The sequence below is a fragment of the Oleiphilus sp. HI0132 genome (assembly GCF_001635845.1).
Map to the genome: position 1 here is coordinate 1 of NZ_LWGJ01001146.1, position 16,802 is coordinate 16,802.

The following is a 16,802-nucleotide window of genomic DNA, read 5'->3' on the forward strand; positions in this document are numbered from 1 at the left end:
ACCTTGTTGAAGCTATATTGCTCTTGAGTCAGTCTGAGGACTTGGGGGGGCAAACTTGTTTTCACCTGACCGGCACGCAGTCACTACCTTTACATAAAGCTTTTACGCAAATTCTTCGTGCAGCAGATGGTCCAAAAGTTGGCTTTTCTTTGCCTGTAAGGTCTTCAGGTATACAAGGTGGCGTGTTTAAGCAACTAGGTATGCTAAAGCAATTGAAGGCAGTTCAGATCGCTCTCGATGGACTTTTCGAAAAGCTAGGTATTCCTTCGTCAGTCTTTTCAGCACTAATGCCAGGCCTGAAATTTAGTGCAGATTCAACACAGAAACTTTTAGTTAAACAGGGCTTGCGAGCCCCAGCATTTGAAGATTATGTCGATCTGTTATGGGACTACTACAATCGCTATTTGGACCCTGCTAAGAACAGAGAGAACTTGGCTGAACTCGCCCTTAAAAATAAAACTGTTTTAATTACAGGCGGCTCAAGTGGAATTGGCTATGCGAGCGCCAAACGGGCTCTGAGTTATGGTGCTCGAGTTATTCTGGTTGCCCGGCATCAAGATAAACTAAATGAGTGTAAAGAGGCATTAATTGCCAGCGGTGTAGACCCAGAACGAATCGACATCTATACGTGTGATTTATCCCATTTTGATGAGTGTGACGCGCTTGTTACCTATATAGAGGATAAGTACGTTTCACTTGATGTTTTGTTTAGTAATGCTGGACGCTCAATTCGTCGTTCTCTTTCTCGCTCTGAAGGGCGTTTCCATGATTTGGAGCGAACGATGCAGTTAAATTATTTTGGGGCTTCGCGCTTGATTTTGGGGCTTCTTCCTTCCATGGTCAAAAATGGTGGAGGGCATATTCTTCATTCTTCTTCAATGGGTACTATGGCTGTCACGCCACGTTTTGGGCCTTATATGGCAAGCAAATCTGCTATGGATGCGTTGTGTGACTCGCTGGCTGCAGAGTTTGCTAACCGGGATATAAGTGTCACCTCGATAAAATTCCCCTTGGTTAAGACCGAAATGGTTGCGCCAACGAAAGAATATAAAAATGCCGACCTGGTAAGCGCCGAGGATGCGGCACAAATGTTTATTGATGCGGTGATAGATAAGCCCAGAAAGCAACTTACCGGAATGGGCCTGTTTTTGGGGGCTATATCTTTATATGCGCCAGAATTAGTAACCCAGATCTATAACTACCTTTATCAAATATGGCCTGATGAGCAAGGAGAGTACCCCGAAATGGGCTTGGATAGGGCGCTTTTGACAAGTATTGTGCCGAACTCACCTTTATAGGGCTGTCATCAGTAGTGATATTTTTGAGCTAGTTAATTCTGTCGGGTGCTTCGTTTTTTACTTCTGATCCAGGGTATTTGTGTTCTTGTTTATAGCGTAAATATTCTTTTATGTACGTGCCAAAATACTTATCCAGATAATGAAGCGCCCCGGCATAGTTGCCTTTAAAGCGTGCATGATGAAAGTCGTGGTAAACCGGGCCGTCATATAAAGGCAAAAACCGCAAAGGATTCCATGGAAAGTCATAGCCTGCATGGCCGTCAGCGGCTTCAATATTTCTAATAATAATCCAGGCATAGAGCACATAAAGATGGCAGCCAAGTAAAATAGGGCCGAGCATGGCTAGACTGCCGATCAAGATGAACTCGATAACATGAAAGTAGTTACCGTCTAATGCGCAGGTGTTGTGAATTCTATGATGGACCGAGTGAACCTTGCGTAGCATCCATTTGTTTTCATGTAGCCAGCGATGCATTAAATAGAAAAGAAAGTCATCCAACAAAAGAAAAAAGATAATTTGAATTACCCAGACGTACCAAGCTGGTATAGGGCCTTCGTGAATATCGCTATAACGGAGAATTGGCCAAAAGATAATGAGGAGCACAAGCATGATCAGCGAATTGAAGCTGATTCTAGCGATATTGGGCCAGAAATATTTTCTTACCTGGAAGGGTTTGTCTTGAATTTTATAGGGCTTTGCCCAATCTGGGTCAAGCCAAGCAAGAATTGTCCAGGGGGTGGCAACGACAAGAAAAGTACCGACACTCAGGGCGAGTGTCGCGACGGGAAAGGCTAAAAACATAGGGTCTTGATACAGTTCAAATAGTTCGTTGAGTTGTTCTATCATTGTTCGTTAGTCCCTTATAGGCTCGTGTTGGGTGTCAGTAGTGCTTTAAGCTCTTGGGGGAGTGCATAGGTTTTTGAACTAGCTGGTAGCAGATTGGTGTCACGAGAGTTGAACGTGTGCCAATAGACAAAAGTTTTATCTTTCTCGGCTTGAGCGTGACTCAGTACTGCTGCCGCAGTTTTCGCTGTATAGGTTGATTCGAGGTTTATATGATGAGCTGCAAATAGCTTGAGCGCGGCCTTACTTGCTGTGGTGCTTAAACCGTAGCCATCACCGAAAAAATAATTGTTTAAGTGTATTTGGGGCGCTTTTTTTATTTCCAGCTTGTCGGATCGATGCTTTAAATAATTAGCCGTTCTCATCATCAGTTTAGCAATAGTTTTATCTGTGCAAGTTTCAATGGGGCCGAGATGCGATGGGGCGACACGAACGCCAATGACTTTGGTTTTTAGTCCCAGTAAGTTACAGCCAAGGGTCAAGCCGGCAAGTGTTGCGCTAGAACCCACAGGACAGTATAGATAGTCAGGTTCGGGAATTAACTGAGCATCAATTTGCATTTTCAGTTCAAAAGCAGCATTGACGAAGCCGAGGCAGCCAACAACATTTGAGCCTCCTGCGAACAAGCTATAAGTCTGCCTTTTCTCAAACAAGCTTCGTTGATAAAAATGGAAAGCCGTTTTAGCGATCGTTTTTCTGTAGTCCAGTTTTGCACCAAGTTCCCACATTAGCCGAAGATTGTTAAGAACGGTGTCTGATATGGCCTGATCGAATAATATAATGTTGGTAGAAAGCTTGTACTTACTGCCAAAATAAGTGGTCGCAACGCCATGATTACTGCCGATTGCTCCAAATGTTAAAATACGCTTCTTGTTCGCTTCCAACGCATCGGCGAGGATGAACTCAAGCTTCCTAACTTTATTTCCTCCGTATTCTGAGTGACTTAAATCGTCTCTTTTTATCCATATATTAGAAGGAGGTCCTCCAAATTTTGTGATAGGTGCAGGAAGGTCTGCAAAATTCAAGCAAGGACAGGCACTTTTAAGTTCCGGGAAATGTTCAAAAATAGCTTTGTTCATCGTATTATTGTTGTTTGTTGTACTAATGTTGATAAGTATTGTGTTTGATAATAAATATTAGAGCTGCGCTAGCGTAGAATTATTCTTTAGGTATTTATTGACATATTGCGACCTTAAAGGCCGCTTGGGCAAAATTCGTAGTTCTTGTATACTTGAATGATTAGCTTTCGACACTTTTTACGTAAAATTAAGGCAAGGTTTGTTATGCAAAAGATAAGGTTTATAGCAATTACTGCTTTGTCTGTATTGTTAAGTGCATGTGCCGCAGTGTATCACGCGGCGGAAGAAGGGAATTCAGGGTATAGGGATCTAAAAGCTGGGAAAGGGATTTTTTATGTGGAGTATACCGAGAGTGCGAATCGTAGTTGGGAAACGATTCATGGCTTTGCACTAAAGCGCTGTGCTGAAATAGCAAAAGAAAATGGTTACAAATATTTCGACGTCTTGTCTAAAGATGAAAAAGAAGTCTATCTTGAAAGCGATATAGATCAGATAAATGTGGCAAGTCTGGGAGGGGGAGCTCCTGGCAGTTGGAATATACCGGTTAGCAGTTCTTATTCTGTGGAAGGCGTTAAGGTCGAAGGGCGCCGTGTAACCTATAAGATACAACTATCAAATCAATGAGAAAATAATAATGGCAAATGAGCGCCGACGGACAGAACGGCATAATTGGTTGCGTTTGGAATCTAGTGTTTACATTAAACGAAGCCTTTTTAAAAAGGAATGGATACCTGTTGTACCTTTTGACTTCAGTCGTTATGGCATGGGGATTCAGACTGACGAGGTCTATCACTTAGGGGACGAAGTAGTTCTATCCCTAAAGTTGTTAAAAGAGGATGTAGAAGTTGAGTTGCCTTTGCTTAAAGGGCTTGTTCGATATAAAGAAAAGCACCATAGCCGATTTAATTACGGTGTTGAGTTTAGTTTTGCCTCTAAGCATGACAAGTTAAAGATTAATGATGAACTGGTTGCAATTGAACAGATTTTGAGAAGGTTCGAAAATGACAGAGCCGCGTCGACAGAGGGTAGCTTAGATAGCTCTTCGACTGCGGGAGCCCCGGGTGGCTAAGCTGAAAGATTATGTGACGGGTGCGCTGCTTGTTTGTCTTGTTTTTTTAGGCCTAATTCTTTTTGCCTTGTATGACAAAAGTGCACCCAACGAGCACCAAAAGCCTGATTATAATTTTAGTTCCGATTGCGATATTAGTGCCGATGACTGTCGTTTGCACCTATTCAATGACTTGGAGCTTAGACTTCAAGTAAGTCCTAGTGAAATTAAAGCCCTAGAACGTTTCCAGTTGAAGTTTCATACAATGAACAATGCTGGAGCAGAACTCTCAAACCTTGTTGCTTGGGTTGAAGGGCGAGATATGGATATGGGGCAACACTTCTTATCCTCCAAAGCTGAGTTGGCTAACGAATTTTTATTAAGTGGAATGATTCCAATATGTACGGTCGATGCTGAGATGGTATGGCGCTTAGTTGTCAACTTTGAGTTTCAGGGGAAAACGATTCGTTTAGATTTTGATCTTAAGACTTCTCAGCATGGGCTCTAAGCTATGGTAAATAGGCTTCCTTTCACAATTCTTCTTGTCGGCATTTCTATCGCAATTATTGTGCTTGCAATGCGTTTTATGTCTTCAGATATAGAACGGGATATAAAAGCTAAATACCTTAAAGCGGGGGACTTTGACTTACTGCACGAGGGTAAAGCATTTAGCCTGGGCCAATTGCGCGGCCATCCTGTCATTCTTTATTTCGGCTACACTTACTGTCCTGATGTATGCCCTGTTGGTTTGTCAAAGATACGAGATGTATTGAGCAGTCATGAAGACTTTAAGGATGTCCCCGCATTGTTTATAACGGTTGATCCGCATCGTGATGATGATAAGCGTTTAAAAGAATACACCGGATTCTTCCATCCAAATATTATTCCTTTAAGTGGGAGTGTTGAACAAATTACTTCGGTTAGCTCAGCTTACGGAACTTTTTTCCGTTCAGGTCGTGAAAAGGCAGGTGAAGGCAATAGCTATACAGTTGATCATAGTGCTTTTGTCTATTTGTTAGATGATCAAGGAAGGTTAATGCGAGTGCTTGATCATGACGTTCAAGCTGAGCAAATATCTGAACTACTTCATAAGTTGCTGTGATTACTAGATTTTCACTTGCGATAGTACCTATCTATTTTTTATACTCGTTACATCTTGTTACTTTTAAATATTGAAATAGACAATAACAATAAGTGGGATCAAAGATGGATTACGCCGACGGCCTGAAAAACGTTCTAATTCAAAAAATAAATAAAACCGAAAAGAGCTTATATAGCTTAAAGCTGGACTATTGCCGCTTTGTATATGGCTTATCTCATCGCTCTAAAGTTATGTATGATCAGGTAGTTTATCAAGTTAGATCTGTTGATCTTGATTCGATGACTCGAAGCGATGGCGGTGAATGGAGTCGCCCGGTAATAAGTGCTGTGAGAATTGAAGATAACCGACCGGTCAATAATGAGGCCGTTGATTTAGGCCGGAATTGGGAGCTATTTGCCGGTTAGGCAAATATTCCCCACTCATCAAGCTGTGCACTCAACGACATTTCCTTAGGAATACGGTCATAGCTTGACCAGTTCTTGGCAGCCTTCGCGCCAGCTCTAACCATTAAGTCGTTGTCACTACTAAGTTTTCGGTAGAGTGCTTCCCTGTAGTAGGCGAGCGCATTTTCTGTCGTCAAATTTAAATTAGACTTTAATACCAACATCGCTATCTCTTTCCTGCTTTGAGTGCCGCACTTTGCTTCTTTGCCAATCAAATCGATTGCTCCAATCAGGTAAAGGCTAATCGCTTCGCGTAACCAAGACAGATTCTCCTGGTGCAGGTCACCATAATTTCTTTTGATGTCTAACAGCTGGATGCCAGAAAAGGTTTGAGCTTTTTTAAGACTTTCCATCTTGGTTTCGTACTCTTGATTATCGACAACATCGCCTTGCATCAAGCGCTTAATCACTCTGTCAATATGCCCGCTCTCTGCGTAGCCAGCAGCTGTGTATAAGTTATGTACGCGGAAGGCAAGTGTGCCGAGCAAAGTAAGTAATGCTATTTCAAGGCTATGTATGAAAACAACCAGCATTGTTTAGTCTCCAAATTCTCAAATGTGACGACATTATACATCATGTAATTCTATGTAAATGGAATTGGGTAGCGTTAAGCTAGAGTACAGGTTCACACAAGTGCAGCGGATTTACAGTGTTTTACATTTTTGATTAGTGCTGGGGGAGGGGCAATAGACTACTTAAGAAGAGGATGCTTAAGCAGTCTTTAGGTCACTTTCAATGAAGAAATTATGCATTTTCTTGAAGGTCAATGGCCGGCTAAAGAAGTATCCTTGAGCATAGTCGCATTTATTGATTACCAAGAAGTCTCTTTGGTCGATATTTTCAACGCCTTCTGCAACGACCTTCAGGTTAAGTTTATGTGCAACGGCAATGACCGCAGACGCGATTTCCATGGCATTGAGGTCATCAGGAATATCGTAAACAAATGACTGGTCAATTTTCAGAATATCTACAGGTAGGCTCTTTAAATAACTTAAAGAGGAGTAGCCTGAACCAAAGTCATCGATGGTAATAGTGGAACCAGTAGATTTGATGCTATTGAGTTGAGCTATGACAGCATCAATGTCATTCATTAGCATACTTTCGGTTACTTCTATTTCCAGGTTTTCTGCGGCGAGGCCTGAATGCTCGAGGGCGCTTGAAACAACATTTACCAGTTCCGGGTCATCAAACTGGCGTGGCGATAAGTTAACTGCAACTCTCAATGAGCGACCAGTTAGGGCATTTAATTGCATGATTTCTTTACATGCGTTTCTCAGCACCCATTCACCAATTTGTACGATCAAGCCGGTCTCTTCGGCTACGGGAATAAAGTCAGCAGGGGAAATGTCTCCCTTCGTCGCATGCTCCCAGCGTATCAGAGCTTCAACGCTAGATATTTCACCCGTCTTCAGATTAATTTGAGGCTGATAGTTTAGGTAAAAGTCGTTATTTTTAATTGCTTCACGTAATTCATTTTCAATTTCCAGAAGCTTGTTTGCGCGGAGGTTTAAGGCTTCAGTAAAGAAGTGGTAGCCATCTCGACCGTTCTCTTTAGCCATATATAAGGCAAGGTCGGCGTTCTTCATGAGCGTTTCGCTATTGATGCTGTCTGTTGGTGCTAAGGTAATGCCGATACTTGTTGATACAATCACCTCATGTTTACCCAACCTAACTGGTTCCTTAAGAGTGTCCAGGATCGTTTGAGCAATGGCAGATATTTTATCGATATCGGATATATCGTTAAGCAGAATGGTAAATTCATCCCCCCCTAAACGGGCAACTGTATCTTGCTTTCGAACACAGGATTTTAAACGGTCAGCAACCGTAAGCAGTAATTGATCACCTGCCTGGTGTCCCAGCGTGTCGTTGATGCGTTTAAATTGGTCTAGGTCGAGAAAGAACAGCGCTGTCAGTTTTTGATGTCGTCGTGCATTAAGAATGGATTGGTGCAGTCGATCAATAAAAAGCCGACGGTTTGCTAAACCGGTCAGGGAGTCAAAAAGAGCCAAGTGCTCCATTTTCTGGGTAGCTTCTTTTAAGGCTGTGACGTCAACGGCGGACAGGACGTAACTACTAATTTCGTTATGTTTATCATAGACGGCCGAGATCGTAATAGTGTTCCAGAAAACGCTAGAATCTTTCTTAGAGCAAAGAATTTCACCTTCCCAACTATCTTGTTTTTGCAGGAAGCCGCTATCGAGAGCACAAATATCAGCTGCGCAATGTTCAGAGCTTGGTTTGAGAATGCCGATTGGCTTATTTACGATTTCGTCGCGTTGGTAGCCCGTTATTTGGCAAAACTTGTCATTTACATATTCAATCAAGCCTGAGCTGCTTGTAATAACAATACTGGAACCACTATTTGTTACCGCGCTACTTAGTTTCGACATGAGTTGTTCGGTAGCTTCATGCGACTTTACGTTGTTTTTTAGCCGGGCATTAAGACGGAACAAAATGAAGCACAGTGTCCCAAACAATGCTGCCAGTCCTGCACTTGCCATGAGTTTCAATAGCATTGTCGAGCTTTCAGTATCCTCAACCGATACCGCAGCTAACACTGGCGAAGTTATCGCGAGAGTTGAAAGAAATGTCAGACCTTTATGAATCGGCTTATGCAAAGTAGTTACCAAAGCAAATTAGTTATATGTGTAAGTTATAAGTAAATTGTATGGTAATTTTCAAGAATGAAAAACACGACTTGGTTATAGACTTGTAACGATGTGACGTACAACGTTACAAAATAGTTACAGTAAGTAATTGTATTTCAAAACAATGTGAAATATGGGTTAACAAACTGGAAGGTCGGGGAATAGAGAGAATTTTTGGGTGTAAATGGAAGGCCATAACAGGAGAGTTATGGCCTAATGTTTAATTGCTTCTACGAGGCTATTTAGCTTTGTTCAGCTCTGCAGCTTGTTTTTGCCACGTGTCAGAACCTCTGACTTTGCTGAACTCCTCAAGTGCTTTTTTATCTTTTGCTGAAGGCTTGGCCAATTGCTCGATTGATGTGATACCGGCTGCTATAAGTTTCTTTTCTAAAGCTGGTCCAACACCATTGAGTGCAGTCAATTTCAACGGAGACTTTGTAGCAGGAGCTGCTTTCTTAGCTGGAGTCGCTTTCTTAGCCGGAGCTGCTTTCTTAGCTGGAGTCGCTTTCTTAGCCGGAGCTACTTTCTTAGCTGGAGTCGCTTTCTTAGCCGGAGCTGCTTTTTTAGCCGGAGCTGCTTTCTTAGCCGGAGCCGCTTTCTTCGCAGGAGCCTTTGCTTCGACGCCTATTTTTTCAAGGAGTTGAGACTGTAGCTCATGAAACTCATCCAGGCGCTTGTCAAACTCCTTCTGAAAGCGGTTCATTTCTTTGTCGCGAAGCTTATCCAGATCTTCAACTACTTTCTTGATCGGCTCTTGAACTTGAGACTGCAAGCTTTCAAGTTGTTTGAACGCATCGTTAATCAATTGATTAAAATGATCGGATGTCTTCTCGAACTCTTTATTAAAGCGATTAAGTACTTTATCTAAACCAAATTTATCTTTACTAGTCATCTGATAAGCTCCTGCTAGGAAGGGCAACTAAATTCAAGTCTTAGTCTAGCTTATCTGTCGCAATATGGTAGTTCGGATCTTCTATCACGTTGACTTCGATCAAATCACCGGCGTTTTTAAGCAAGCTTCTACATTCCGGGCTTAGATGGCGAATGTGTAAAGTCTTGTTTGCGTTCAGGTAGCGCTCGGCTAGTGTGTCGATCGCCTCAATGCCTGAGTGGTCGTATACTCTGGATTGAGCGAAGTCGATAATAATGTCGTCGTTGCCCGCTTGAACATCAAATTGCTCTAGGAAGTTCGCAATTGAACCAAAGAACAGGGGGCCTTCTACTTCGTAGACCGTTGAACCTTCTTCATTCTCTTTCTCGTGAATATACACATGCTTCGCGTGTTCCCAGGCAAAGACGAGCGCGGAAACAATTACACCTACGATTACTGCAATTGCCAAGTCTGTTGCCACTGTGACACCAGATACCAGGATTAATACAAAAGCGTCAGAGCGGGGAACTTTTCGAAGAATTCGGAAGCTGGACCATTCAAAGGTACCGATGACAACGATGAACATAACGCCGACTAGTGCAGCAACGGGGATCTGTTCAATCAGAGGCGCGGCAAATAAGATGAAGCAGAGTAGGAATAAGCCTGCAGATATACCGGACAGTCTGCCGCGACCACCTGAATTAACGTTGATCATGCTTTGGCCGATCATTGCACAGCCACCCATGCCACCGAAGAAACCCGTTACAGTATTTGCCACGCCTTGACCGATACACTCTTGGTTACCTTTACCGTGAGTTTGTGTCATTTCATCGATAAGCGTGAGGGTTAATAGAGATTCAATCAAGCCAATCGCTGCCAATATAAAAGAATAAGGCAAGATGATCCACAATGTCTCCAGAGTGAAAGGCACTGATGGAATGCTAAAACTAGGTAAAGAGCCGGAAATTGATGCAACGTCACCTACCACTCGAGTATCAAGGCCAAAGAAAATGACGACCAAAGAGACAATGACAATGGCTGCCAGTGATGAAGGTATCGCCTTGGTTAATTTGGGTAAGAAATGAATAATAGCCATGGTAGCAAAAACGAGAGTAAGCATTGTGATCATGGCATTACTTTCGAGCCAGGCAATATCAATAATGGAACCTTCTAGTCCTGTTCCTTGCAACCAGCCCGTGCCGTTGTTTTCTCCAAACTGGCTAAGTTGAGCGAGGAAAATCACAATCGCGAGGCCGTTAACGAAGCCAAGCATAACCGGGTGGGGAACCATGCGAATAAACTTGCCTAGTTTTAGCATGCCTGCCGCAATTTGTATGATTCCCATTAAAACTACCGTAGCAAAGAGGTATTCAACACCGTGTTGTGCGACCAGCGATACCATAACAACGGCAAGAGCACCGGTAGCACCCGAAATCATTCCTGGTCGACCACCGATACAAGCCGTAATGAGTCCGACCATGAAAGCAGCATACAAACCAACAATTGGCTCCACGCCTGCAACAAAGGCAAATGCAACAGCTTCAGGGACTAGCGCCAATGCAACGGTTAAGCCGGATAGGACGTCGTTCTTGATACTGAGATGCGAGCTTGCGCGGGGTTCGAACATGAATACCTCTGGTTGAGAGAAGGCTTCTCTCGGTCATTAAAATGTCGTTTAAACGGGGGGGCGGATTATAGGGATTGTTGTGCAGCAATACAAATTTGTGAGTATTGCTGCACACTTTTAGGTCTGTTAAATATTCTTACTTACTTTTACGGGGAGGAAGGCCAGTATGCTGGGTCAGAATCTTTCCCTTTTGATTCTTTCTATTTCCCTGCTTGTTCTTATTTCCTGGTCTTTGAGCCGCTTTTCTATTCTGGCTCATCTTGGCACCTTGCTTAGTACCTTTAACTGGTTGGTTTGGTGGAACGAGATGTTTTTTCCCATAGCCAATCAAATGAGCCTTACCCATCGCTTTAAGCGCTTCTCGCAACAGTGGCCAGTTGTCCGGGTCGTGATATCTCAAAAACGCTTTATGTAGGCGTCGCTGTTTTATGCCCTTGGGAATGGACACCTTTTCTGTCTTGTAATTGATCCGGTGGAGCGGATCTCTCTCGGAATGGTACATGGCGGTGGCGCTAGCCATCGGTGAGGGATAAAAGTTTTGTACCTGATCCGCCCTAAATCCGTTTTCTTTTAACCATAATGCCAAGTTCATCATATCGACATCGCGCGTGCCAGGGTGAGCTGATATGAAGTAAGGAATAAGGTATTGCTTTTTTCCGGCTTCGGCAGAATATTTTTCAAATAGTTCTTTAAAGCGATGATAAGTGCCCATGCCGGGTTTCATCATTTTTGATAAAGGGCCGCTCTCAGTATGTTCCGGTGCAATTTTCAGGTAGCCGCCTACATGGTGTGTAACAAGTTCCTTTATATATTCCGGGTCTTCTACTGCTAGGTCGTAGCGTAAGCCGGAAGCAATAAGTATGCGTTTAATTCCGGGTAGTGTTCTGGCGCGTCGGTATAGATTTGTTGTGGGCGAGTGGTCAGTAATCAGATTTTTGCAAATTGAAGGATAGACGCATGACAGTCGACGACAACTTGCATGAATTTCCTCTGAGCGACAATTCTGATGGTACATGTTTGCAGTAGGTCCGCCCAGATCAGAAATGGTGCCGGTGAAACCGGGTGTCATATCCCTGATTCGCTCAATCTCATGGATAACGGAATCTTCTGATCGACTCTGTATTACTCTGCCTTCATGTTCTGTGATCGAGCAGAATGAACAGCCACCAAAACAGCCTCTCATAATATTGACCGAGAAACGTATCATCTCGTAGGCAGGAATTTTTGCATCACCGTAGCTAGGATGAGGCACTCGCTGATAAGCGTGTTCGAAGACGCTATCAAGTTCATCTGTCGATAGAGGAATGGCTGGTGGGTTTACCCAAACATAGCGTTGATCGTGAGGCTGAACAATGGCTCGGGCATTGGCTGGATTAGTTTCCAGGTGCAGTATTCGGGAGGTGTGAGCATAAAGCACAGGGTCCTTGGAAACCTTTTCAAAAGAGGGGAGTAAGATAAATTCTCTCTCTTTATCAGCGCTTTGTTCTGGAAATGGTAAAATTTTGATTGGCTCTGCTTTATCGACTTGCTGATTGTCGGCGCATTTACTTGTCGACTCGGAACCTTCTATTTCAGTTTCTTGATAAGGGTTTTTCTGGAACGGGTGGTTCGCTGGGTCAAGCGCTTTTGGTTTTTCGATGCGCGAGGAATCTTTTATATTCCAGCCTTCTGGCAATTCTTTTAGTAGGCAAGCTGTTCCTTTGATATCTTTCATATCCTTGGGGTGTTCACCTCGGGATATACGTAGGGCTACCTCAGATATTGCTCGCTCTGCATTCCCATAAAGTAGGATATCTGCTTTTGAGTCCATCAGAACCGATCGTTTTACCTTGTCTGACCAGTAGTCGTATTGAGCGATTCGGCGTAGGCTAGCTTCAATCCCACCGATCACAACCGGGATATCTTTGTAGGCTTCTCTACAGCGCTGACTATAAACCGTTACTGCACGGTCAGGGCGCTTACCACCCTCGTTGTTTGGGGTGTAGGCATCGTCATGGCGAATCTTCAGATCAGCTGTATAACGATTGATCATCGAGTCCATGTTGCCCGCAGAAACCGCATAAAATAAATTTGGCTTACCAAGCTTTTGAAAATCATCTTTCGATGTCCAGTCCGGCTGGGCAATAATTCCAACTCGATAACCTTGAGACTCTAGCAGCCGACCAATGACCGCCATGCCAAAGCTGGGGTGGTCGACGTAAGCGTCACCGCAAATGATAATAACATCGCAACTATCCCAACCCAGAGTATCCATTTCCTCACGAGACATGGGTAGGAAGGGTGCAATACCGAAGCATTCTGCCCAGTACTTAGGATAAGAAAAAAGAGAGGTGTCGGCTTGCATAGTTTTCGGCTGCTTAAGTAAGAATAGTTGACTATTTTACATGGTCTTTCTATTTGGGCCTAGTGCTTCTTGGTATACATATCGTAGGGTATGCTTATTCTATGTGGTAATTTCTATATTTATCAGGCACCTTAGCCCTATAAATAGAATTTATTCTGGAACTCAATGTGAGTGATAAACAAGTCGTCGAAGCCAAAAATATTATTGCGGTGATCCTGGCAGCTGGAGAATCGAGTCGTTTCGGTTCGCCTAAACAGCTGGCTGATTGGCACGGGAAACCCTTGTTGCAACATGTGTTTGATACGGTGTCTCAGGTCTTCCCAAAAACCTGGGTGATGCTGGGCGCTAATTACAAAGAAATTAACAGTGTGCTTTCTTTTGGTGTTGCAAAGGTTTTACATGAGAGTGCATGGCAAGAGGGAATGGGAAAGGTCATTGCTAGCGCAGCATCATCTGCAGAGAGCGAAGCCCTGCTGACAGATGAAAACGTGGATGGCCTGTTGTTCTTGCTTGGGGATCAGCCCTTAATAGAAACAAGTGACTTGCGCAAATACTGTACTTTAGTTAATGAGCAAGCGAATGAAATAATTTGTGCAGGATATCAAGAAGAGGACAAGGAGCTTAGTCTTGGAGTGCCCGCATACTTTCCTTGGTCGTATTTGCCTCAGCTAAAAGGCTTGGCTGTACCGGGAAATCAGGGCGGCGCGAAAGGCATAATCTTGCGCAACAAAACGACGCCTGTTTACCTCGGCGGGCGAGTTCAGGATGTTGATACTGAAAGTGACCTGGAGCGCTTACGCTTGGCAGTCACTTCAGTATGCTGATTCAAGTGCTTAGCCAAACAGTCCTGCAGTAACAGCAATACCGACTGCGAATACACCTATGCTGGCCGCCAGCGCCATGCCATAAAACTTATTGGAAGCAGCTCGGTTTTGCCTGATATAGGTTTCAATTGTTTGTGCTGCGACGTCTTCTGCAGTTTCGCGCGTGATTTCATGAGCTTGTTTTATTGCGTCACCCTGTAAGCGTTGCCAAAACTCAGTGTCCATAGATTGGCTAGAGCTAAGGTGCTCTTTTAATTCTTCAATTTGTACAGGGTCTAAGCCTGTATGAGCTTTGCTATCCAGAAGCTCTTGCTTAAATTCAGTGAGTTGGTTTCCTAAAAACAGACTTACTTCTGCAGCAACTTCCTCTTTAATGGACTCAGTTTTCTTATTAATTTCGTTGACGTATTCATCCATGATGCCTTTTAAGTGATCCTGCTGCTCTTGCTTTGAATCACTCAGGATGCGTTTGACATGATCGTATTGCTCGTCGAATAGACTGGATAGGAGCTCGTGAAGGCGGTTGTTAACATTCGCTTTTACGGCTGATCGAGCGACTTGTTCAATGATATCAGACGAAGCTTCGACACTCGGCGCTGCGGCAGGTTTGTCTTGAAGTTCGTCCGGAAGCTCAGTTTTGCTGATTTTACCAAGTTGAGCCTGTTCCTGATCACTAAGAGAGATAGAAATCGCAGGTTTGGGTAGCGTGTTATTAGCTATGTCGCTAGTGAGCTTTTCAATAAGCTCTACCACTTGCTGAGACTCAGCAGGTTTGGTTAGCACACCATAAATACCAAAGTTACGTGCATCTTCAGAGAATTCATCTGACTTTTTTGAGGTGCACATAATAATGGGAATCTCTGATGTCTCAGGATTCATTTTTATTTCTTTGGTAGCGTCAACGCCGTTCATACCCGGCATGAGCTGATCCATAAAAATAACGTCAGGATTATTGTTGGACGCCAAATATGATAAGGCTTCTTCGCCGGAGTTAACCATATCGACTTTAAGGCTGATTTTCTCTAAAAGCTTACTCAATGCAAACCTGGCGACCTTGGAGTCATCTACCAATAAAGCGCTTTTAATTGTCATCATATACCTCGTTAATCTCTATTCAAATTCGTACTTTAAAATTCTGTATGGACGTGTCGTAGCTGGCCGTTTGTGTCTAATTGCAAACGTTGATTACCAGCCTTCTAGCTTAGGACACTCCGTTGCTCGATAACTCTTTTGCCGGTAACACACGCCAGGCTCGCTGGATCTGGCAGTAAACACTTCGCCTTCTGCTGTGGTTAGCGTTGCCTTGCCAAATGGCTTTCCATCTTTAAATGTGCCGGTGATCTTACTTCCATTAGGGTTTAGGATCTCTCCCTTACCGTGATAGAGGCCATCAATAAATTGTCCGACATACTTTTTACCGTTCGCATAGGTTTCGACACCCTTGCCGTGGAACATACCGTTAGAGAATGAACCTTCGTAGTGTCCGCCATCCGGGTAGGTTAGGGAACCGTTACCGTGGAATAAATTGTCTGAGAAGCCGCCAACATATAGTAGGCCCCCCTTGGTTGTAAGAGAGCCTTGCCCATTGAGCACGCCATCAATCCAGAAACCTGTATAGATGTCACCGGTAGCTTTGGTTAGGGTTCCTTCACCATTAAACTCATTTTCATCAAGCTCACCAATGTAGGTATCGCCGTCTGTGGTGGTGAGGGTGCCGCGGCCTTGCATATTGCCTTCAAACCACTCTCCCTGGTATTTCATTCCGTTGGCATATCGGACAGAGCCGATGCCATGAAAGTTGCCATTAACGAAGGAGCCGTTGTATTCAAAGCTGCCTTCTTGAATGTAGCTTCCTTCGCCTGTCTTGATATCGTTTGCCCACATACCATTTTGGTAATCAACTTTAGTAAATTGCTGAAGCTGAGCTTTTAGTGTTTTGGTGCTTCCGCGTCGTATATCAACGCTTGATAACCAGCTCTGATAACCTTCTTTAGCAACTTCGATGTTGTAATTACCAGGTGTTAGCTGCATTTCCAGTTTAGTTGGGCCATAAGGTTTACCGTTTACCAATACGGTATCGTCGGTAACGTTTGAGCGCACAATCAAAGTGCCGGTAATGACAGGTTTGGGCTCGGGCTGTTCTGTGTTTTTGTAGGTGATTACTTCGGGCTTCTTCGTTTCAGAGATAATAACTTCTCTTATGGGCGGGGTAGGGGCCGGAGCTTCAACTTCATCTGCGAAAATTGCTTCTTCAGAAAACGCAAGGTCTTCAGTTCTTTTTAGCGAGTCAAGCACTTGTTTGCTCATTTCACTAAGCTCAATATATTCAGCTTCTTTTGTTGTTTCTTGAGGAGCCGGTGTGCCCGCACTTACCGGTACGTCAGGCTCGGATTCGATAGAAGTTTTAGCTTTTACAATGTCTGCTTCATTATTTGCCGGCCCTGTGCCCGCAATGATTAACAGCAAAATCATTAAGAAATTTATAAAAAGAAGAGGTCTAAGATCGACCATTTATATACTACCCTTAAGAAATAGGAGCTGAGTTGCTCCGCCACATTTCCGTTTACTAACGTGTAAAATATGTACTCTGGATTAATCGTTGCTTGAGTATTGAAGGCGCATCGCTTACGTTATGTCTAGAGTGTAGACTCAAATAGAAAAAAATGCTTAGAAA

General features: G+C 43.6%; 16 protein-coding genes. 7 read left to right on the forward strand and 9 right to left on the reverse strand.

What is annotated here, in order from left to right; all coding sequences use genetic code 11:
• Nucleotides 1-1,298, forward strand: a 1,298-nt coding sequence (locus tag A3766_RS15705; RefSeq protein ID WP_231882907.1) for an SDR family NAD(P)-dependent oxidoreductase, incomplete at its 5' end; no start/stop codon positions are given.
• 28 nt (nucleotides 1,299-1,326) lie between these two features.
• On the opposite strand, the gene A3766_RS15710 is transcribed toward A3766_RS15705, so the two are convergent.
• The gene (locus A3766_RS15710) at nucleotides 1,327-2,145 is read right to left on the reverse strand and encodes a sterol desaturase family protein (RefSeq protein WP_068511425.1); all 819 of its coding nucleotides are present in this window, start codon (nucleotides 2,143-2,145) and stop codon (nucleotides 1,327-1,329) included.
• Between the two features lie 14 nt (nucleotides 2,146-2,159).
• Entirely contained in the window at nucleotides 2,160-3,221 is a 1,062-nt protein-coding gene (locus A3766_RS15715) for a 1-aminocyclopropane-1-carboxylate deaminase/D-cysteine desulfhydrase (RefSeq protein WP_068511422.1), read from the reverse strand.
• 204 nt (nucleotides 3,222-3,425) lie between these two features.
• Here A3766_RS15715 and A3766_RS15720 point away from each other — a divergent pair, with 204 nt between their 5' ends.
• The 5 genes from A3766_RS15720 (at nucleotide 3,426) to A3766_RS15740 (ending at nucleotide 5,775) form a co-directional block, all read left to right on the forward strand.
• Nucleotides 3,426-3,845, forward strand: coding sequence for a hypothetical protein (locus A3766_RS15720; protein WP_068511421.1), 420 nt, complete (start codon nucleotides 3,426-3,428; stop codon nucleotides 3,843-3,845).
• 10 nt (nucleotides 3,846-3,855) lie between these two features.
• Nucleotides 3,856-4,290 carry a PilZ domain-containing protein gene (locus tag A3766_RS15725; protein ID WP_068511419.1) on the forward strand — a complete coding sequence of 145 codons (435 nt, stop codon included), beginning with the start codon at nucleotides 3,856-3,858 and terminating at the stop codon, nucleotides 4,288-4,290.
• Nucleotides 4,283-4,777 carry a hypothetical protein gene (locus tag A3766_RS15730; protein WP_068511937.1) on the forward strand — a complete coding sequence of 165 codons (495 nt, stop codon included), beginning with the start codon at nucleotides 4,283-4,285 and terminating at the stop codon, nucleotides 4,775-4,777. Before A3766_RS15725 ends, A3766_RS15730 begins: the two co-directional genes overlap by 8 nt.
• 3 nt (nucleotides 4,778-4,780) lie before the next feature.
• Nucleotides 4,781-5,371, forward strand: a complete 591-nt coding sequence (locus tag A3766_RS15735; protein ID WP_068553709.1) for an SCO family protein — start codon at nucleotides 4,781-4,783, stop codon at nucleotides 5,369-5,371.
• Nucleotides 5,372-5,475: 104 nt separating this feature from the next.
• A complete protein-coding gene (locus A3766_RS15740; protein WP_068512472.1) occupies nucleotides 5,476-5,775 on the forward strand; it encodes a hypothetical protein in 300 nt (99 codons plus the stop codon).
• Here A3766_RS15740 and A3766_RS15745 read toward each other — a convergent pair.
• The 5 genes from A3766_RS15745 to A3766_RS15765 form a co-directional block, all read right to left on the reverse strand.
• Nucleotides 5,772-6,347 carry a hypothetical protein gene (locus A3766_RS15745; RefSeq protein ID WP_068512475.1) on the reverse strand — a complete coding sequence of 192 codons (576 nt, stop codon included), beginning with the start codon at nucleotides 6,345-6,347 and terminating at the stop codon, nucleotides 5,772-5,774. The genes A3766_RS15740 and A3766_RS15745 overlap by 4 nt on opposite strands.
• Nucleotides 6,348-6,524: 177 nt before the next feature.
• The gene (locus A3766_RS15750) at nucleotides 6,525-8,432 is read right to left on the reverse strand and encodes an EAL domain-containing protein (RefSeq protein ID WP_231872234.1); all 1,908 of its coding nucleotides are present in this window, start codon (nucleotides 8,430-8,432) and stop codon (nucleotides 6,525-6,527) included.
• Nucleotides 8,433-8,700: 268 nt separating this feature from the next.
• The gene (locus tag A3766_RS29725; RefSeq protein WP_068512478.1) at nucleotides 8,701-9,354 is read right to left on the reverse strand and encodes a hypothetical protein; all 654 of its coding nucleotides are present in this window, start codon (nucleotides 9,352-9,354) and stop codon (nucleotides 8,701-8,703) included.
• A 40-nt stretch (nucleotides 9,355-9,394) separates the two neighbouring features.
• Entirely contained in the window at nucleotides 9,395-10,960 is a 1,566-nt protein-coding gene (locus A3766_RS15760; RefSeq protein ID WP_068512480.1) for a SulP family inorganic anion transporter, read from the reverse strand.
• 136 nt (nucleotides 10,961-11,096) lie between these two features.
• On the reverse strand, nucleotides 11,097-13,304 hold the full coding sequence (locus tag A3766_RS15765) for a YgiQ family radical SAM protein (protein WP_082865016.1): 2,208 nt from the start codon (nucleotides 13,302-13,304) through the stop codon (nucleotides 11,097-11,099).
• Nucleotides 13,305-13,471: 167 nt separating this feature from the next.
• Here A3766_RS15765 and A3766_RS15770 point away from each other — a divergent pair, with 167 nt between their 5' ends.
• Nucleotides 13,472-14,128 (forward strand): nucleotidyltransferase family protein, encoded by a 657-nt coding sequence (locus A3766_RS15770; RefSeq protein WP_068512482.1) that lies wholly within the window; start codon nucleotides 13,472-13,474, stop codon nucleotides 14,126-14,128.
• 9 nt (nucleotides 14,129-14,137) lie between these two features.
• On the opposite strand, the gene A3766_RS15775 is transcribed toward A3766_RS15770, so the two are convergent.
• Both A3766_RS15775 and A3766_RS15780 read right to left on the reverse strand, forming a co-directional pair.
• Nucleotides 14,138-15,223, reverse strand: a complete 1,086-nt coding sequence (locus A3766_RS15775) for a response regulator (RefSeq protein ID WP_231872053.1) — start codon at nucleotides 15,221-15,223, stop codon at nucleotides 14,138-14,140.
• Nucleotides 15,224-15,313: 90 nt separating this feature from the next.
• On the reverse strand, nucleotides 15,314-16,639 hold the full coding sequence (locus tag A3766_RS15780; protein WP_068512485.1) for a PEGA domain-containing protein: 1,326 nt from the start codon (nucleotides 16,637-16,639) through the stop codon (nucleotides 15,314-15,316).
• Between the last annotated feature and the right edge of the window lie 163 nt (nucleotides 16,640-16,802).